The sequence below is a fragment of the Paraburkholderia steynii genome, assembly GCF_900100565.1.
Taxonomy (GTDB): Bacteria; Pseudomonadota; Gammaproteobacteria; order Burkholderiales; family Burkholderiaceae; genus Paraburkholderia; species Paraburkholderia terrae.
In genome coordinates this window covers 1-16,828 of sequence record NZ_FNDI01000040.1, presented here as the reverse complement: position 1 = coordinate 16,828, position 16,828 = coordinate 1, and the positions used below count along the sequence as shown (strand labels likewise).

Below are 16,828 nucleotides of genomic sequence, written 5' to 3'. Positions count from 1 at the left end.
TGACGATGGAAGCCAAAGGCGCGGCGAACCAGCCGGCTGAGTCCGGCTCAGAAAAATTGCCTGATGCGAGGCGGCGCTATACGCCACGACACGCGTGACCCGCCCGCCACGAACTCCTGGAGACACACATGAGCAACTTGCCCGGTATGCAGTTCCCGCTTGGTGAAGAGATCGAGATGCTGCGCGACAGCCTCGCGTCGTTTGCGGCGAAGGAGATCGCGCCGCGTGCGGGCGAGATCGACCGCACCGACCAGTTCCCGATGGACCTGTGGAAGAAGTTCGGCGATCTGGGCGTGCTCGGCATGACGGTCTCCGAGGAATACGGCGGCGCGAACATGGGCTACACCGCGCACATGGTCGCGATGGAGGAAATCTCGCGCGCGTCGGCATCGGTCGGGCTCTCGTATGGCGCGCACTCGAATCTGTGCGTGAACCAGATTCACCGCAACGGCACCGAGGCGCAAAAAGAAAAGTACCTGCCGAAGCTGGTGTCGGGCGACCATATCGGCGCGCTGGCGATGAGCGAGCCGAATGCCGGCTCGGACGTGGTCAGCATGAAGCTGCGCGCCGAGAAGAAGGGCGACCGCTACGTGCTGAACGGCACGAAGATGTGGATCACGAACGGCCCGGACTGCGACACGCTCGTCGTCTACGCGAAGACGGATATCGAAGCCGGTCCGCGCGGCATCACGGCGTTCATCGTCGAGAAGGGCATGAAGGGCTTTTCCGTCGCGCAGAAGCTCGACAAGCTCGGCATGCGCGGCTCGCACACGGGCGAGCTGGTGTTCGAGAACGTCGAAGTGCCGGAAGAGAACATTCTCGGTGAGCTGAACGGCGGCGTGAAGGTGCTGATGAGCGGCCTCGACTACGAGCGCGCCGTGCTCGCGGGTGGGCCGACGGGCATCATGATGGCGGTGATGGATGCCGTCGTGCCGTATATCCACGACCGCAAGCAGTTCGGTCAGTCGATCGGCGAATTCCAGCTGATCCAGGGCAAGGTTGCGGATCTGTACACCACGTTGCAGGCGTGTCGCGCGTATCTGTACGCAGTGGGCCGTCAGCTCGATACGATCGGTACGGCGCACGTGCGCCAGGTGCGCAAGGACTGCGCGGGCGTGATTCTCTACACGGCGGAAAAGGCCACGTGGATGGCGGGCGAGGCGATCCAGATTCTCGGCGGCAATGGTTATATCAACGAGTATCCCGTCGGGCGTCTGTGGCGCGACGCGAAGCTTTATGAAATCGGGGCGGGCACGAGCGAAATCCGCCGCATGCTGATCGGCCGCGAGCTGTTTGCGGAAACGATGTAAGAGCTACGGAAAACACAACATGCCGATCATCGAATCGAAGTTGAACCCGCGCTCCGACGATTTCCGCACCAACACGGCCGCGCTCGAAGTGCTCGTCGAAGACCTCAAGGCGAAGATCAGCAAGCTCGCGCTGGGCGGCGGTCCCGCCGCGCGCGACAAGCACGTGTCGCGCGGCAAGCTGCTGCCGCGCGATCGCATCGCCCAACTGCTCGACCCCGGCACGCCGTTTCTCGAACTGTCGCAACTCGCGGCATTCGGCATGTATCACGACGACGCGCCGGGCGCGGGCGTGATTACGGGCATCGGGCGCATTGCGGGTCAGGAGTGCGTGATCGTCTGCAACGACGCGACGGTGAAGGGCGGTACCTACTATCCCGTGACCGTGAAGAAGCACGTGCGCGCGCAGGAAATCGCCGAAGAAAATCACTTGCCGTGCGTGTATCTCGTCGATTCGGGCGGCGCGAACCTGCCGAACCAGGACGAGGTGTTTCCCGATCGCGATCACTTCGGCCGCATCTTCTACAACCAGGCGAACCTGTCGGCGCAAGGCATTCCGCAGATCGCCGTCGTGATGGGTTCATGCACGGCGGGCGGCGCCTATGTCCCCGCGATGAGCGACGAGTCGATCATCGTCAAGAATCAAGGCACGATTTTTCTGGGCGGCCCGCCTCTCGTCAAAGCGGCGACGGGCGAAGAGGTCAGCGCGGAAGATCTGGGCGGCGGCGACGTGCATACGCGTCTGTCGGGTGTCGTCGATCATCTCGCGCAAAACGATGCGCACGCGCTGGCGACTGCGCGCAGCATCGTCGGCAATCTGAACCGGCGCAAGGACGTGCCCGTCACGATGCAGGAACCGAAGCCGCCGCGCTACGACGTGAAGAGCATCTACGGCGTGATTCCCGTCGATACGCGCAAGCCCTTCGATATCCGCGAAGTGATCGCGCGTATCGTCGACGATTCCGCGTTCGATGAATTCAAGGCGCGCTACGGCACGACGCTCGTGTGCGGCTTCGCGCACATCTGGGGTCATCCCGTCGGCATCGTCGCGAACAACGGCATTCTGTTTTCCGAGTCGGCATTGAAGGGCGCGCACTTCATCGAACTGTGCGCGCAGCGCAAGATACCCCTCGTGTTCCTGCAGAACATCACGGGCTTCATGGTGGGCCGCAAGTACGAGAACGAAGGCATTGCGCGCAACGGCGCGAAGATGGTGACGGCCGTCGCCACTGCGAAGGTGCCGAAGTTCACGGTGATCATCGGCGGGTCGTTCGGCGCGGGCAATTACGGCATGTGTGGCCGCGCGTATTCGCCGCGCTTCCTGTGGATGTGGCCGAACGCGCGCATCTCGGTGATGGGCGGAGAGCAGGCGGCTTCCGTGCTCGCCACCGTCAAGCGCGACGGTATCGAAGGGAAGGGCGGCACGTGGACGGCCGAGCAGGAAGAAGCGTTCAAGCAGCCGATCCGCGAGCAGTACGAGCATCAAGGTCATCCGTATTACGCGAGCGCCCGCTTGTGGGATGACGGCGTGATCGATCCTGCGCAGACGCGCGACGTATTGGGCCTCGGTTTGTCAGCGGCAATGAACGCGCCGATCGAGGACACGCGCTTCGGCGTGTTCCGCATGTAACGGCGGCGCAGCGAAAGGAGCTTCGACCATGCAATACGAGAACCTGACCGTTGCGTTTGACCAGCAGGTCGCCACCGTCACGCTCAATCGCCCGGACGTGCGCAACGCATTCAACGAAGCGATGATCGCGGAACTCACGTCGGTGTTTCGCGCGCTGAACGAGCGTGACGACGTGCGCGCCGTCGTGCTCGCGGCGAGCGGCAAGGCGTTCTGCGCGGGCGCGGACCTGAACTGGATGAAGAAGATGGCCGGTTACTCGGACGACGAGAACCGCGCCGACGCAATGCGTCTTGCCGACATGCTCGCGTCGATCTACCGCTGCAACAAGCCGGTGATCGCGCGTGTGAACGGCGACGCTTACGCGGGCGGCATGGGCCTGATCTCGGCGTGCGACATCGTCGTTGCAGTGGATAGCGCGAAGTTCTGCCTGTCCGAAGCGCGCCTCGGCCTGATTCCCGCGACGATCGCGCCGTACGTGATTCGCGCGCTCGGCGAGCAGGCATCGCGCCGTTACTTCATGACGGCTGAAGCATTCGATTGCGCGACGGCCCATCGCCTGGGCTTCGTCGCCGAAAGCGTGAGCGCTGACAAGCTCGACGAAACCGTGCAGCAACTCGCGGCCACGTTGTGCGCGAACGGACCGCAAGCGGTGAAGGCGTGCAAGCAACTCGTACACGATATCGCCGGCCGCGAGATCAGCGCGGCGTTGATTGAAGACACGGCCGCGCGCATTGCGAAGACGCGCGCGGGCGCGGAAGGGCGCGAAGGCGTCGCGTCGTTTCTTGAGAAGCGCTCGCCTTCGTGGCGGGTTTAACCGCGCGCTTTGAACGTCGCCACGGCACAGAACAACACCCATCGAGACACCTCATGTTCAACAAGATCCTGATTGCGAACCGGGGCGAAATTGCCTGCCGCGTCGCCGCGACCTGCAAGCGGCTCGGCATCACGAGCGTCGCGGTCTATTCCGACGCCGACGCGAACGCAAAGCATGTCGCCGCGTGCGACGAAGCCGTGCATATCGGCGGCTCGACGGCGGCGGAAAGCTATCTGCGCGTCGAACGCATCATCGAGGCGGCCATCGCGACGGGCGCGCAGGCCGTGCATCCCGGCTACGGCTTTTTGTCGGAGAACGAAGACTTCGCGCACGCTTGCGAGAAGGCGGGCATCGCGTTCATCGGGCCGCCTGTCGAGGCGATTGCCGCGATGGGTTCGAAGGCCGCTGCGAAGGCGCTGATGCATTCGGCCGCCGTGCCGCTCGTGCCGGGTTATCACGGCGACGATCAGAACGCCGATCTGCTGCATCGCCAGGCCGATGAGATCGGTTATCCCGTGCTGCTGAAGGCGAGCGCGGGCGGCGGCGGCAAGGGCATGCGCGTGGTGACGCGCACTGAGGAATTCGACGCCGCGCTGGCGTCGTGCAAGCGCGAGGCCGCGAGCAGCTTCGGCAACGATCGCGTACTGATTGAAAAGTATCTGACGCGTCCGCGTCACGTCGAAGTGCAGGTGTTCGCCGACAAGCACGGCGGTGCCGTCTATCTGTTCGACCGCGACTGCTCGGTGCAGCGCCGTCATCAGAAAGTACTCGAAGAAGCGCCCGCGCCTGGCTTGCAGCCGCATGTGCGGCGCGCGATGGGCGAGGCCGCTGTGGCGGCGGCGCGCGCGGTGAATTACGTCGGCGCGGGCACGGTCGAGTTCATCATGACGGAAGGCGGCGAGTTCTACTTCATGGAGATGAACACGCGTCTGCAGGTCGAGCACCCTGTGACAGAGATGGTGACGGGGCTCGATCTCGTCGAATGGCAGTTGCGTGTCGCGGCGGGCGAGCCGCTGCCGCTCGCGCAGGATCAACTGAGAATCGAAGGCCATGCGATCGAAGCGCGCATCTACGCCGAGCATCCGGCGCGCGGCTTCTTGCCGTCGACGGGTACGTTGAAGCATCTGCGCATGCCGGAAGGCGTGGAGTTTTCGCTTGGCGCGGGCGGCGAGCGCGCGCCCGTGCGTATCGACAGCGGCGTGCGCGAGGGCGATACGATCACGCCGTTCTACGATCCGATGATCGCCAAGCTGATCGTGCATGGCGCAAGCCGTGAAGAAGCGCTGAAGCGTATGAGCCAGGCGCTGCGCGGCTGCGAGGTGGTCGGCCCGCATACGAACGTCGAATTCTTGCAGCGTATCGTCGCGAGCGTGCCGTTTTCGACGGGCGATCTCGATACGGGGTTGATCGAGCGTCATCACGATGCGTTGTTCGCGCCTGTGAAGAAGCCGTACCTCGAAGCGCTGGCGCTTGCATGCGGCGCGCTATTGACGCGAGAAGGCGGTGTCGCGCACGGCGCGTCGCCGTGGGATGCGCTATCGCACTGGCGCCTGAACGGCGGTTATACGCAGACGCTCAACTGGCGCGACGTCGAGAAAGAGGCTGCGTTTGCGGTGGTTTTCTCGCGCGACGGCGAGACGCGGACCCTCACGCACGATGGCCGCACCGAGCCCTTCAAGTGGTGGACGGGCGCGGGCAAGCATGAATATGGCGCGACGATCGGCGATGCGCATGTGACGGGCCGTGTGTTTGTCGATGGCGATACGTTCCATGTGTTCTGCCGCGGCGACGCGCTCGCCTTCGAATGGCAGAACCTGCTCGCGCATGCAGCCGATGCCGAGCATGGCGAAGGGCGTCTCACGGCGCCGATGCCGGGCAAGGTGATCGCGGTGCTGGTCGAACAGGGCGCCGTGGTGGAGAAAGGGCAGCCGCTCATCGTGATGGAAGCGATGAAGATGGAGCACACCATCGGCGCGCCCACAGCCGGCAAGGTGGCGGAGGTGCTGTACGCAGTCGGCGATCAGGTCACCGACGGTGCGCAGTTGTTGGTGCTGGACGTCGAATAAGACGCGGGTTTTCGACGAAGCGTCATGCGAGGCGCGCGTAGTTCGCTACGCGCGCCTCGTTTTCCATTTGACGGATGCTTTCGTAAGCTTCGGGCGGCAAGCGCGAAAATCCTTTGAGCTTGAGTCGTTGCGCGCGCTCGGGTTGCGCCGTGACGGCTTCGTCGAGCGCGTCACGCAGTGCGTCGGCCTGTTCAGGCGCGACATGCGTCGACGCGATCAACGGCAGTCCCGGCGACGAGCGCGTGTAGCCGATTTCGCGCAAGCTGCCCGTCAGTTCAGGATACGCGTCGCGCGCGAAGGCCATCGTGACGCAATCTATCGCGGCAAGGTCGGCGCGATCTTCGGCAATCGCGCGCAGCGAGCCGAGATGCGATCCCGTCTCCAGCGTTGCGCCGAAGAACCTGCCGTTCTTCGCATGCGGCGCAACTGTGTGGCGCAATGCGTTATAGCCGCTGTTCGAATCGGTGGAGTTGAAGGCGGCGCGCGCGCCGCGACAGGCTTCGATCGAGTCGAACGGGGCGTCGTCACGCGTGACGAGCACGCTCGAATAGTTCGCGCCTTCGCAGCCGGGCGCATCGAATCGCGGCGTCGCGATCAATTGCACATGCTCGTGCAACCCGAGCACGTACGGATAACCGCAGGTCTGCGACAGCAGCAAGTCGGGGCGTCGCCAGAACGCGTGCAGATCGTCCGGTTCGACGATCGCGGCGCGAGGCTCGACATGGCGTAACACGTCCGCTAGCAGCGCGTGCCAGTCGGCGGCGAGCGCGGGCGAGACGTTGTACATCGGCAGGGCGGCGATCTGGTTCATGCAGGCGATTCTAAACGCGGATCGGTCTGCGGGTAGCGTGGGTCGTCACGCGATCACCTTGTTGCGCCAATCGTGACGGCGCGGACGACGCTGAGCGGCATCATCGACGAAACCGCGCTCGCGCCGTCAGGCCGCAGCGTCGAGGCTCGTGCGCGGCGCGTCCACCGTGGCGACGGACTGCAACACCGCTTGCACGACGCGCCCGACCTCCGGCCAATCCTTCAGCCGCTGACCGTCGGCGGATTTCTCGGGCGTGACGCTCAGATAGGGTGGCGGATAACCCCATATCGCGTCGTGTACATCGGGTTTCGTGATGCTGCCGCCGAGGACGGCGACCGTTGGACGGCGGAACGCAGCTGCCACGTGCATCAGCATCGTCGAGTTCGTCAGTACAACGTCCGCCTGCTCGACGATCGCGAACATGACGCGCATCGGGGCCTCGCCCGCGACGGAGCGAACGGACACGCCCGGACCGGCTGCGGCGATGGCCTCGGCCGCGCGGGCCTGATCCGCCGCGCTGCCGACGATCACGACTTCGCACGCGTGTCCTTGCTGTTCCAGCGCCTGGGCGGTTTGCGCGAGCGCCGCGCCCAGCTCGCGCGCGGGCCACGCCTTGGTGGGCACGCCGGCACCGACGCCGGCGACGATGCGCACGGTGGGCCGACCTGCTGGCGGGTTTGTCATCCAGAGTTGCGTGGCGCGTGCGCGTTCGTCGGTGGTCAGAAATAGTTGCGGCCGCACTTCGGGCAACGCTGTCGCGCCGAGCAATTCGCCTTGCGCGAGCGCTGCGCGTCCGGCCTGGCGTCGCGCGTAGACGACGTGGGCCTGACAGCCGCTCCAGCCGCCGCGATAGCCGCGCACGCCGATGCGGTAGCGCGCGCCGAGCCGCATCATCAGCAGCGCGCCCATGTAGCTGCCTAGCACGTCGATCGCGACGTCGAAGCCGCCACGCGCGCGCAGCGCGGCGATCTGCGGGGACTTCCACAGGAAGCGCAAGACGTTCTTGTGCGACCGGTCCGCGACGATCTTGTTGTTCCAGGGCGCATCGAGTTCGACGATTTCGTCGATATACGGATTGTTCTCCAGGATTGGGCGGCCCCAACTGCCGATACCGGCGATCAGGCGCGTCGACGGAAACTGCTTGCGCAGCGATTCGAAGAGCGGGGTGGTGGTGAGCAGTTCGCCGAAATCGTTGGGCCGGAGCACGAGAATTTCGCGTGGAGTGTCGCGGCGCGGGTCGAAACGTGGCGGATGGACGCGGGCCATCAGCCAGACGGGCGATTCGATTAGAAGGTTCTTCCAGTCCATGGATCGCATTCTCCTCGCGTGCAAGGCTGCCCGATATGCGGTTGATTGTGACGGGTTGTGGGCGTGTGGAAACGCCGAGGTTCCGGTTTATTCGGTCAATTCAATGTGGTGGTTTTTTTGCCATTGCGCTGGCATTCGCGATTTGGCCTTCGTGGCGCGGTTGGTTTGGTTTGCCTGGGTTTTCGCTGGCATCCGCGTTTTGTTATCTAGCTTCGCGCGTCGCCCCTGTGCGGGGCGGCACCTACTTTTCTTTGCCGCCGCAAAGAAAAGTAGGCAAAAGAAAGCGGCTCACACCGCCAGTGCTAGTGTTTGCCTGAGGGCCCCCACAGGGTCTTACGCTTCACACGGCAGCCTTTCTGTTTGCCTGCGTTGCCAACGCTTTGAATGTGCGTCTCACCCGCTTCAAACACCCGTACACGGGCTCACGGCAGCGAACGGTATGTGCCGCCCAGGTGGCAAACTGTGTGTAGGTTGTCGCGTCGTACAGGGTAGCGCTCTTACAGGGTGGGACGCATGCGCTATCGGTCCGAAGTGATGCGTGTGGAGCACAAGGGGCCTACACACAGTTTGCCACCTGGGCGGCCGTGGACTGTCTGGCAAGGCGTGCTGCAACGCGGACATATGAAGCGGGTGAGGCGCAGCGCAAGAGCGCTGGCAACGAACATGGGTCACATGATTGCCGTGTGAAGCGTAAGAACCTTTGGGGGCCCTCAGGCAAACACACGTGCTGGCGGTGTGAGCCGCTTTCTTTTGCCTACTTTTCTTTGCGGCGGCAAAGAAAAGTAGGTGCCGCCCCGCACAGGGGCGACGCGTGAAGCACGCTAACAAAACGCGGATGCCAGCGAACACCCCATAAAACCAAACCAACCGCGCCACGAAGGCAAAACGCGGATGCCAGCGAAAACAAAGCCAAACAAAATCACGATCTCGACTCATATCGACCGTGCCTCGGGGCATCACGTTCGCCATTAGCGGATCCGCGAGCCTCACGCCTGGCAACCGGCGTCGTACTGGTCACCCGCAACGGCGCTTGCAACCCACCTGAAAACGTGTCAAACGCAGCCGCAGCAGCAGGCCGACCAAACCGCGCACCGCGAGACAAATCCCCATGCACAGGCCGCATGGCCACAGCAAACGCATACTGCCTGGCCCATTCGCTATAGCCCTTAACCAGAAACCCGCCAGACCGTTGAACATACTGCACACGAGACGCGACATAAACCTTGCGTAAAGCAAACCACGGCACATGCGGCAAGTCGTGATGCACGAGGTGATAGTTATTGTTCAGAAACAGCAAACGCCAGAACCAGGCAGCCTCATTGATCACTGACCGATGCTCATGCAAATCCGCATCGCGATGCTCCTGAAACGAACGCACAGAACTCAACGCCAGCGCCGGATACCCCACCCCTGCAACGAACATCCAAGGCGCGATCCCACACTGACGATCAAGCCAAACAACCAACCCGGCAAGCGCCACAAAATGCGCGACCCACGCAGGCACATCAGCCCAATCACCCCGCGCAACCTTCCGCAATGCCTGCGTCGAAGTCGCCGCAATCGAAAACGCCGGCCCGAGCAGCAGCCGCCCCACAAAAGTATTCCGCGCAATCAGCAGCACACGCGTCAGCACGCCCGCCTGCCGCCAAGCCTCACGACTAACGAAATAACTTTCAGGATCAACTTCGGGATGCGTCAGATGCGGATCATCGTGATGCTGCAAATGCAGATCCCGATACACGCGATACGGAAACCACACGGCGAGCGGCGCAAACCCGATCAGCCCGTTGACGAACGGCGAGCGCGTCGGATGCCCGTGCAGCAGCTCATGCTGAAGCGACATGTACCACGCGCTGAACACGGCGAGCAGCGGAATCGCAATGCTCAGACCAAACCCACGCGCGTGACTCGCGATGAAAAACCATCCGCCGTAGATCGCGCCGATCAGAAGCCACGTCGGCCATTCGGTGCGCCATGTGAAGCTGTTGCGACGCTGCGTGAGCGTGTGGCGTTGTGCGTCGTCGAGATAGAAAGACATCGGCGGATCGGTCGTATTGCAGTTCACCGATCCTAAAGGCGCGTCCGCCGCCGCCGAACCAATTTGTTCGGCAAAGCTTGTGAGTAAAGCGGATTTGGCGTCTGTTATACGTGCGAATTGAACAAATGCTCAGCGCTTTTACTGATGCATGCCGATTCTGCACGCGTGATCGAGCATGCCTTCCGCTGTGCCGCTGCCGTCGTCGAGTTCGAGGCCGCTGTTGACGACCAGCCAGCCGTCGCTGTCTTTCGGCCCGGCGCCCGTCACGAGGATGGTCTGCTGCGCCATCACGTCGCTGCCTTGCCGGTCACGCGCGACGATGCGGAACGGGTCGTTGTCACCCGTCAGCGACAGCACGCGCATCACGCGGTACGCGCTGCCGTCGAGCTTCGTCCAGTGCCACTGGCCCGGCTCGACGGTGCGAAAGCGCGCGAGGTCCTTGATGATGTCGTCCTGCATGCAGTCCATATGAATATGCAACTGGTTCTGCGTGCGGCGGAACTGCGAGTTGATCTCGAGGCCGAGTTGATCGGGCGGGAACGTCAGGCCGATGCGCGAGCCGACGTACTGCCGCGCGGCCCACGCGTCGGCCCAGTAGTCGGGCGCATCGGCGGCGAGCACGCTCGGGCTTTCGATGCCCGTCACGCGGTCCGTCGGAATCAGCAAATATTGCGTGTTGCCGTTGATGTCCTTGAGGATCGCGTAGTGTCCGGGCAGATTGACGGCCGTACAGAAACCCGCGCCGCCCGACGCGCGCGCGGCGGGCACGCACTGATGGTCGACGATGTTCCAGAGTGCGTTGGGATCAGCGGCGGCGATGAGCGCACAGCCGGACGTCCACAGCGCGACGGCAAGCGCCGCGAGGTGCCTGATGCGTGGTCGGGTCATGAGGTGTCAGATAGTCGGAGCGGGGACCGTGCCGAGCAGCGCTTCGAACGCGATGCCGATGGCGAGCAGCCGGCGGTCGCTGCCAAGCGGTCCATCCAGTTCGATGCCCACGGGCAAGCCGTCCTGCGTCAGGCCCGCGGGCAGCGAGAGGCCCGGAATGCCGGCGTTGCTGGCGGGATCGGTATTGCGCAGATAGGCGGTCATTTCGTCGATGGCGGGCGCGCCGTCGATCGACACGACGGACGAGCCGTTCACTTCGTCGATCGGCACGGCGACGAGGCGCGTGGTCGGAAAGAGCAGCGCGTCGAGGCGCTCGGCCGCGAACGTGTCCGCATAGTGCCGCTGCAATTGCGGACGCCAAGTATTCATCGCGTCCGGATAGTGCTGGGCCAGCGCGCCTGCCAGCACGACGTCGTAGATGTTGCGCACATCGGGGCTGGCGATGTGCGCTGCCAGCTCGCCGACCGTCTGGACGGGCGCATCGTTGGCGACGAGGTAGTCGCGCACATCGTCGAGCGCCTCGTGGATCGCGATCGGGCCGCCCGTCTGCTCGTTCAGCTGCAGCAGGTCGGGCATCGCGACGGTCACGAACGTGACGCCCGCCGCTTCGAGTGTCTTCAGCGCGGCGCGCGCAACCTCTTCCGTCGCGCGTTCCAGTTCGGCCCACAGCGGTTCAGGCAAGCCGATGCGCAGCGTCGACAGTGGCACATCGGGCAGCGCGGTGTCGCCCGTAATCACACCGTCGAGCAGCGCGATGTCCGCGACCGTGCGCGCCATCGGTCCGACGGTATCGCGCGTGTGGCTGATCGGAACGACGGCCTGCGGGTCGTGATAGCGGCGCTCGGCGCCGCCGTTGCCCACGGAAGGCCGAAAGCCCGCAATCCCCGTCAGCGCGGCGGGAATACGCGTTGAGCCGCCCGTGTCGCTGCCGAGTCCGGCGGGCGACACGCGCGCGGCGATGGCGACGGCCGTGCCGCCCGACGAGCCGCCCGCGATCAGCGACGGGTCGTAAGGATTGCGCACGACGCCTGCGTGCGGGGCCAGATTCGCGCTCGTGATGCCGAACGCGAGTTCGTGCATGTTGGTCTTGCCGAGCACGATCGCGCCCGCGTCGATCAGCTTGCGCACGGAGGGCGCGTCGGTTTTCGGCTTGAAGCCGTCGAGCGCGGGCGTGCCCGCCGAGGTCAGCAGACCCGCCGTGTTGATGTTGTCCTTGATGACGACGGGCAGCCCCGCGAGCGGGAGCCGGGCTTTTTCGTCGGGCGGGAGCGCATCGATGCGTTTCGCGGCGGCAAGCGCGCCTTCCATGTCGATCGCGGTGAACGCGTTGAGCGTGTCGAGCGCGGCGGCGCGCGCGAGCAGGGTCGCGACATAGTCGAGCGCGTCGAGCCGCCCGGACTGGATGGCGGCGACGGCCTGCGTTGCCGTCAGCGCGAGTTGCTCATCGACGGTCCATTGCATGTGGTCTGTCTCCCTCGATTGGTACGTGTCGTGGATGCGCCCGCGTGCGCAGGCGCGGGGCACGTTCACGCGCTTGCTTGTCTGCGCGGGTTACTTGCGTATGAAGCGCAGCGCGAGGCGCGCGAGCGCGGGAACGAGCGTCGGACGGACGAGCCGTTTGTCGTAGCCGGCCATCCGTTGGTCGTTTTCCTGGAGACAGAGTTCGATCAGCTGACGCGTCGAGAGTGCCTGGCCGATCGTCGAGCTGTTGGCGGGCAGGAAGTTCGAGTCGTGCGCGACGCCGTTCGAGTCGATGCCCTTCGCAATCGCGACGCGGTCCCAGATCAGCTTGATCCAGATCGCGCCGACGCGCAGCGAGTGCCACGGACGCCGCCACCAAGGCATCGTGCGGCGATACCACGCGACCCAGTTGACGAAAAAGAGAATGTGGCGCGCTTCTTCCTGAATCACGGGCTCGAAGGTTTCGACCAGTTCTTCCGGGAAATAGCCCGACGTTTGCGCGGAGCGGAACAGCCCGAACGAAAAGAAACTGTCGATGCACTCGCTGTAGCCGGTGAACATCCATGCCCATTCGGCGTCGCGCGGTGCGGGATACTCCGGCTCGGGCGCGAGCTCGATGCCATAGGCGGCGACCAGTCGCGACAAAACGTGCTTGTGACGCGCTTCTTCAGCCGCGTCCATTTCGATTGCTTCGCGTATCAGCGGGTCCTGCACCTGCGCGGCGTACGTGGCGACGCGAATCGACGCGCGGCCTTCCGTTTGCACGGCGATGTCCCAGATCGGCAGGGAGGTGATGCGCTTCAGCGCATCGGGCTGCAATTGCGGCCAGTCGATAACGGCCGGCTTGTAAGGGTTATGCGTTTCGAGAAGCATCCGGCAGAACATCTGCTTGTGTTCGTCGGAGCCGACACGCATGCGTGCGTGGCCATCGAAGGTCCAGTTGCGCAGCGCGTGATCGTGAGCGGCCTCTGCATCTGTTATCAGGGTGTCTGACATGTCAGGCGGAAACGTGATCAGTTATTCCGCCTATTCTGTCATAACCCGTTAATTTGTGGCGTCGAGCGGGCATGCGCCGTGCTGCCGCACGCCTTTAGGCGCTGCATTGCGTCAAAAATTGCAATGGATCTGCGTGCTTACTGATGGCTGTCGATCCACAGCCGGCCCCACCGGAACGCATACGCAAGCGCGTGCTCTTCGTCGAAGAAATAGTCGAGCGCGTCGAACGAATAGGCGTGCCCGCCGCTGGCGGCCGTGGCTTTCTCGATGGTGAGGTTCGCAGCGAAGAGCCCGTTGGGCAGGCGCTGTGCAGCGGGGGCCACTTCGTAGCCCTTGTAGCGGATATGTCTGTTCATCTGTTTCATGTTCGATCGCCTCCCCGCGACGGATTGCGCGCAGCACGGCGATCAGTTAATCGAAGCGGGCAGGGACTAGCGTAGGCTGGGCCGTGGAGCGCGTGAACCAATCATTCGTCGCAAGCAAATCACGGGCGGCCAGGGAACGGTCTGCGGGGATCTGGATGAGGCGTTATCGCGTGCGTTGTCGCGATGATGCGGCGGCGAGGGCAGCCGGGTCTGTTGTTTGGACCACGATCGCGTTGCGGCGCATGTTGGCCAGCGCACGCAGCGGGGCGCTGCGGCTGCACAGTGTGATGGCGCGGCGTGAGCAGTGAAGAGGCGTTAGCGCGCATTCGCAATGACACGCGCCGCTTCGAGGCGGCACGTGGCATTGCGCAAGCGGAAGCGGCGAATCAGGTCGCCAGTGCGAGAACGCGCTTGTGTCGCGTTTCGTCGGCGTCAGTCGCCGAAGTTGCGGACGCCGCGGATGCGCCGTCCGCGTGATGTGAGGCGTGATGCGAGCGGAACGCGAGCGCGAACTGCGAGGCCTGCTGGCCGACTATCGACAGCTGTTCGACCACCTTCGGATCGGAGCAGGTATCGGCGGATTCGAAACGCGTTTCGAGCGTGTTGATGCCCGCGCCGAACGGCGTCGGCCAGCCGCGCAACGCGTGAACGATAGAGCGCAGCGACGTCAGCACCGAGCCCGCCGCCTGCCACCCATACGCGGTGACGATGCAGCCGACCGCGCGGCCGTCGAGGTATGGGCGCTCGTCGGCACGCAGTTCTTCGAGCGTGTCGAGCGCATTTTTCACGAGGCCCGACACGCCGCCGTGATAGCCGGGTGTCGCGATGATGAGGGCGTCGGCGTGACGGACGGCCTCGATCAATTCGATCTGTTCGGCGGTGCGTTGGGTGCTTTCGGGCGCATAGTGCGGCAGGCTGTGCAGGAACGTGCCGCCAAACAGACGCGTACGTGCGCCCGCCTGTTCCGCGCCGCGCAGCGCAAAGCCGAGCGCGCGTTCAGTAGACGATGCAGCGCGCGTGGTGCCGCCGATGCCGATCACGAGCGGGCGGCGGTTCTGGTCGAAACGGGTCAACTTCAAGCTCCTTGCTGCAGTGGCGGCCGGCCGGGTGCATGTTCGACACGTTTGGCGTGTCCCATGCGAACGGGCCTCTGGACCTGAACCGCCATGTTAGTGACCGATCGTACCAGCAGGAAACGACTTTTTGTTCTAACGATATAACGGCGGAAGGGTTATCGGCTGCGCCCGGCGGCGTGGATTGCTTGTGCAAAAGGCTTCGTTGGAAGGGGGACGGGCGGGCGTTAATATGAAACCGTCTCCTCCATGAGAACTCCTTGACATGGGATTGGCCCCGGATTCGCAAGAATCCGGGGCTTTTTTTGCGCTTGAGGAAACGCGCCGCGCGCGTTACTGCGGCAACGGCACGATTCGCCGAGCGCCGAGCATATTGTCGTCGGCGGTCATCTGCCGCGATTCGGGCGTCACGCACACGGTGTCGCCGTCGAACGCCGCGCGCCACACGAAGCCGGGCTTGCAGGTGTCCGGTCCATACGCGCCGCCGTTCGGCGTGCGGTTGTCGGAGGCGGCCCGGTTTTCGGCGAGGATGCGCAGTTGCGTATCGGGCGTCACGCACACTTTGTCGCGAGGTTCTGCCTGGCGCCAGACGAAAGGCCTGACGCACGCGCCGCGATCGTGCGCGGCCCGCTGCAAAGCCTTCTTCGACACCATCTGATCGCCTTTGCCCGCCTGATTGCCGGGCGTCGCCGTGGTCGTCGTCGTCGTTGGAACAGGCTGCGATGCGACAACGGTCGTGTCCGCTTTTGCCTCGTGTCCGGCCCCCGACATCTTCAATACGACCACGCCCATCAGCGCGACGGCCGCGACCGCGCCGCCAATCGTCCACATGCGTGTGTGACGCTTGCCAGCGTTTGCGTTCGGGGTGGGTTTCGCGTGCGGCGTGTCGGCGGGCGCGCTATCGCCCGGTTCGTCGGCTGCGTGCGTGCGCAATGTCTTGATCAGCAGTTCCATGTCGCTGTCCCAGCGCGCGTGCGTCAGCTCGAAGGCATTGCGGTAGGCGAGGTCCTTGATATCGGCGGGCAGGTCGGCTTCCTGCGGCATCGCCGCGCCCTGCACCAGCACGGGTATTACCGTCACGTCGCGCTTGAGCGCCGACGACGTTTCGAGCCGTACGAAGTCGCTCGGATTGTCGAGGCGCCGTTTGCCTTCCCGGTCTGTCACGGTGAGCCAGGTTTTGCCGATCAGCGCCAGCAGCACCGCGCACTTGTCGATGTTCGTTTCGATTGCGCGCCGGAAGTCGGCGCCGGGCTCGATCGTCGCGACGTCCATGAAGACCGTGTGTTCGCCGAACACTTCGCGCAACGATTCGAACAGGCGACCTGCCTGGCCTTCCGTATCCTCGCGCCGGTAACTGATGAAAATGGGCCGCATCGAACGATTCCTCCCTCATCGGGTTGAACGGCGAGCTGATCCTGCAATTCAAATGCTCTTTTATTAAAGCAGAGCGCGCTGTGTCCGGTTAGCGTTGCATGGTGGGCGATTGATGGTGGAATGTGCGGATGCTAACTGACTGTGTCGGCGGAAGGCAGTGGCTGTTTTGGTGTTTTTGCCTTTGTGCTGGCATTCGGAGGGCCGTGTTTTTGCTGCGCAAGCGGTGTGGTTTGCTTGTGGTTTGCGCTAGCATCCGGAGGGCGGTGTTTGCTGCGCCAGCGGTTTGGTTTGCCTGGGTTTTCGCTGGCATCCGCGCTTTGTTAGCGTGGTTCACGCGTCGCCCCTGTGCAGGGCGGCACTGAAGTGGTCAAGTAATCCTGGACACTTTTTCTGCTTTCCCTCTTTTCTTGCTGGTTACTTCATATTCGGCGGGCGGCATGTTGCCGGCCGCCGAATGTAGCCGCTCGTGGTTGTAGAACGTCACGATGTAATCGGTGACATCGGACTTTGCAGTGAGATAGTCAGGGTATGGACGTAGTCTCACGCGCTCCGTCTTCAGGCTTCGAAAGAAGCGTTCTACCACTGCGTTGTCCCAGCAGTTGCCCTTGCGGCTCATGCTCTGTGTGATGCGGTTCTTGCCGAGGAAGGCCCGGAAAGCGTTGCTGGTGTACTGGCATCCCTGATCCGAATGGAACAT

Annotated in this window: 14 protein-coding genes; 4 read left to right on the top strand and 10 right to left on the bottom strand. The window is 63.8% G+C overall.

Translation table 11 applies throughout. The features are described 5' to 3' along the window. Nucleotides 1–128: 128 nt before the first annotated feature. The 4 genes from BLT65_RS41005 to BLT65_RS40990 are packed head-to-tail and all read left to right on the top strand — an operon-like array spanning nucleotide 129 to nucleotide 5,817. Nucleotides 129–1,310: an isovaleryl-CoA dehydrogenase gene (locus BLT65_RS41005; RefSeq protein WP_091789531.1), complete on the top strand. Its 1,182-nt coding sequence runs from the start codon at nucleotides 129–131 to the stop codon at nucleotides 1,308–1,310. A 19-nt stretch (nucleotides 1,311–1,329) separates the two neighbouring features. Continuing rightward, nucleotides 1,330–2,937 carry a carboxyl transferase domain-containing protein gene (locus BLT65_RS41000; RefSeq protein WP_091789529.1) on the top strand — a complete coding sequence of 536 codons (1,608 nt, stop codon included), beginning with the start codon at nucleotides 1,330–1,332 and terminating at the stop codon, nucleotides 2,935–2,937. Between the two features lie 28 nt (nucleotides 2,938–2,965). Then, nucleotides 2,966–3,751, top strand: a complete 786-nt coding sequence (locus tag BLT65_RS40995) for an enoyl-CoA hydratase/isomerase family protein (protein ID WP_091789526.1) — start codon at nucleotides 2,966–2,968, stop codon at nucleotides 3,749–3,751. Nucleotides 3,752–3,804: 53 nt separating this feature from the next. Then, on the top strand, nucleotides 3,805–5,817 hold the full coding sequence (locus BLT65_RS40990) for an acetyl/propionyl/methylcrotonyl-CoA carboxylase subunit alpha (protein WP_091789523.1): 2,013 nt from the start codon (nucleotides 3,805–3,807) through the stop codon (nucleotides 5,815–5,817). A 22-nt stretch (nucleotides 5,818–5,839) separates the two neighbouring features. Here the strand turns inward: BLT65_RS40990 and BLT65_RS40985 are convergent, their stop codons facing one another. From BLT65_RS40985 to BLT65_RS40940, 10 genes are all read right to left on the bottom strand, one after another. Continuing rightward, nucleotides 5,840–6,628 (bottom strand): phosphate/phosphite/phosphonate ABC transporter substrate-binding protein, encoded by a 789-nt coding sequence (locus tag BLT65_RS40985; RefSeq protein ID WP_091789520.1) that lies wholly within the window; start codon nucleotides 6,626–6,628, stop codon nucleotides 5,840–5,842. A 126-nt stretch (nucleotides 6,629–6,754) separates the two neighbouring features. Beyond that, complete coding sequence (locus tag BLT65_RS40980; protein WP_091789517.1) at nucleotides 6,755–7,936, bottom strand: glycosyltransferase family 9 protein; 1,182 nt, start codon at nucleotides 7,934–7,936, stop codon at nucleotides 6,755–6,757. A 919-nt stretch (nucleotides 7,937–8,855) separates the two neighbouring features. Then, nucleotides 8,856–9,974, bottom strand: a complete 1,119-nt coding sequence (locus BLT65_RS40975; protein WP_091789628.1) for a fatty acid desaturase — start codon at nucleotides 9,972–9,974, stop codon at nucleotides 8,856–8,858. 138 nt (nucleotides 9,975–10,112) lie between these two features. Beyond that, nucleotides 10,113–10,862 (bottom strand): CDP-diacylglycerol diphosphatase, encoded by a 750-nt coding sequence (locus tag BLT65_RS40970; RefSeq protein WP_091789514.1) that lies wholly within the window; start codon nucleotides 10,860–10,862, stop codon nucleotides 10,113–10,115. A gap of 6 nt (nucleotides 10,863–10,868) precedes the next feature. After that, entirely contained in the window at nucleotides 10,869–12,323 is a 1,455-nt protein-coding gene (gene iaaH, locus BLT65_RS40965; protein ID WP_091789511.1) for an indoleacetamide hydrolase, read from the bottom strand. Nucleotides 12,324–12,413: 90 nt separating this feature from the next. Beyond that, on the bottom strand, nucleotides 12,414–13,319 hold the full coding sequence (locus BLT65_RS40960; protein ID WP_091789508.1) for an aminomethyltransferase: 906 nt from the start codon (nucleotides 13,317–13,319) through the stop codon (nucleotides 12,414–12,416). Nucleotides 13,320–13,456: 137 nt separating this feature from the next. Next, nucleotides 13,457–13,675: a hypothetical protein gene (locus BLT65_RS40955; RefSeq protein ID WP_009769690.1), complete on the bottom strand. Its 219-nt coding sequence runs from the start codon at nucleotides 13,673–13,675 to the stop codon at nucleotides 13,457–13,459. A gap of 395 nt (nucleotides 13,676–14,070) precedes the next feature. Further along, on the bottom strand, nucleotides 14,071–14,757 hold the full coding sequence (locus BLT65_RS40950; protein WP_042315205.1) for an NADPH-dependent FMN reductase: 687 nt from the start codon (nucleotides 14,755–14,757) through the stop codon (nucleotides 14,071–14,073). Between the two features lie 333 nt (nucleotides 14,758–15,090). Next, on the bottom strand, nucleotides 15,091–16,131 hold the full coding sequence (locus tag BLT65_RS40945) for a toll/interleukin-1 receptor domain-containing protein (protein WP_091789505.1): 1,041 nt from the start codon (nucleotides 16,129–16,131) through the stop codon (nucleotides 15,091–15,093). A 367-nt stretch (nucleotides 16,132–16,498) separates the two neighbouring features. After that, the coding region (locus BLT65_RS40940; protein WP_091789502.1) for an integrase core domain-containing protein at nucleotides 16,499–16,828 on the bottom strand (330 nt) is incomplete at its 5' end.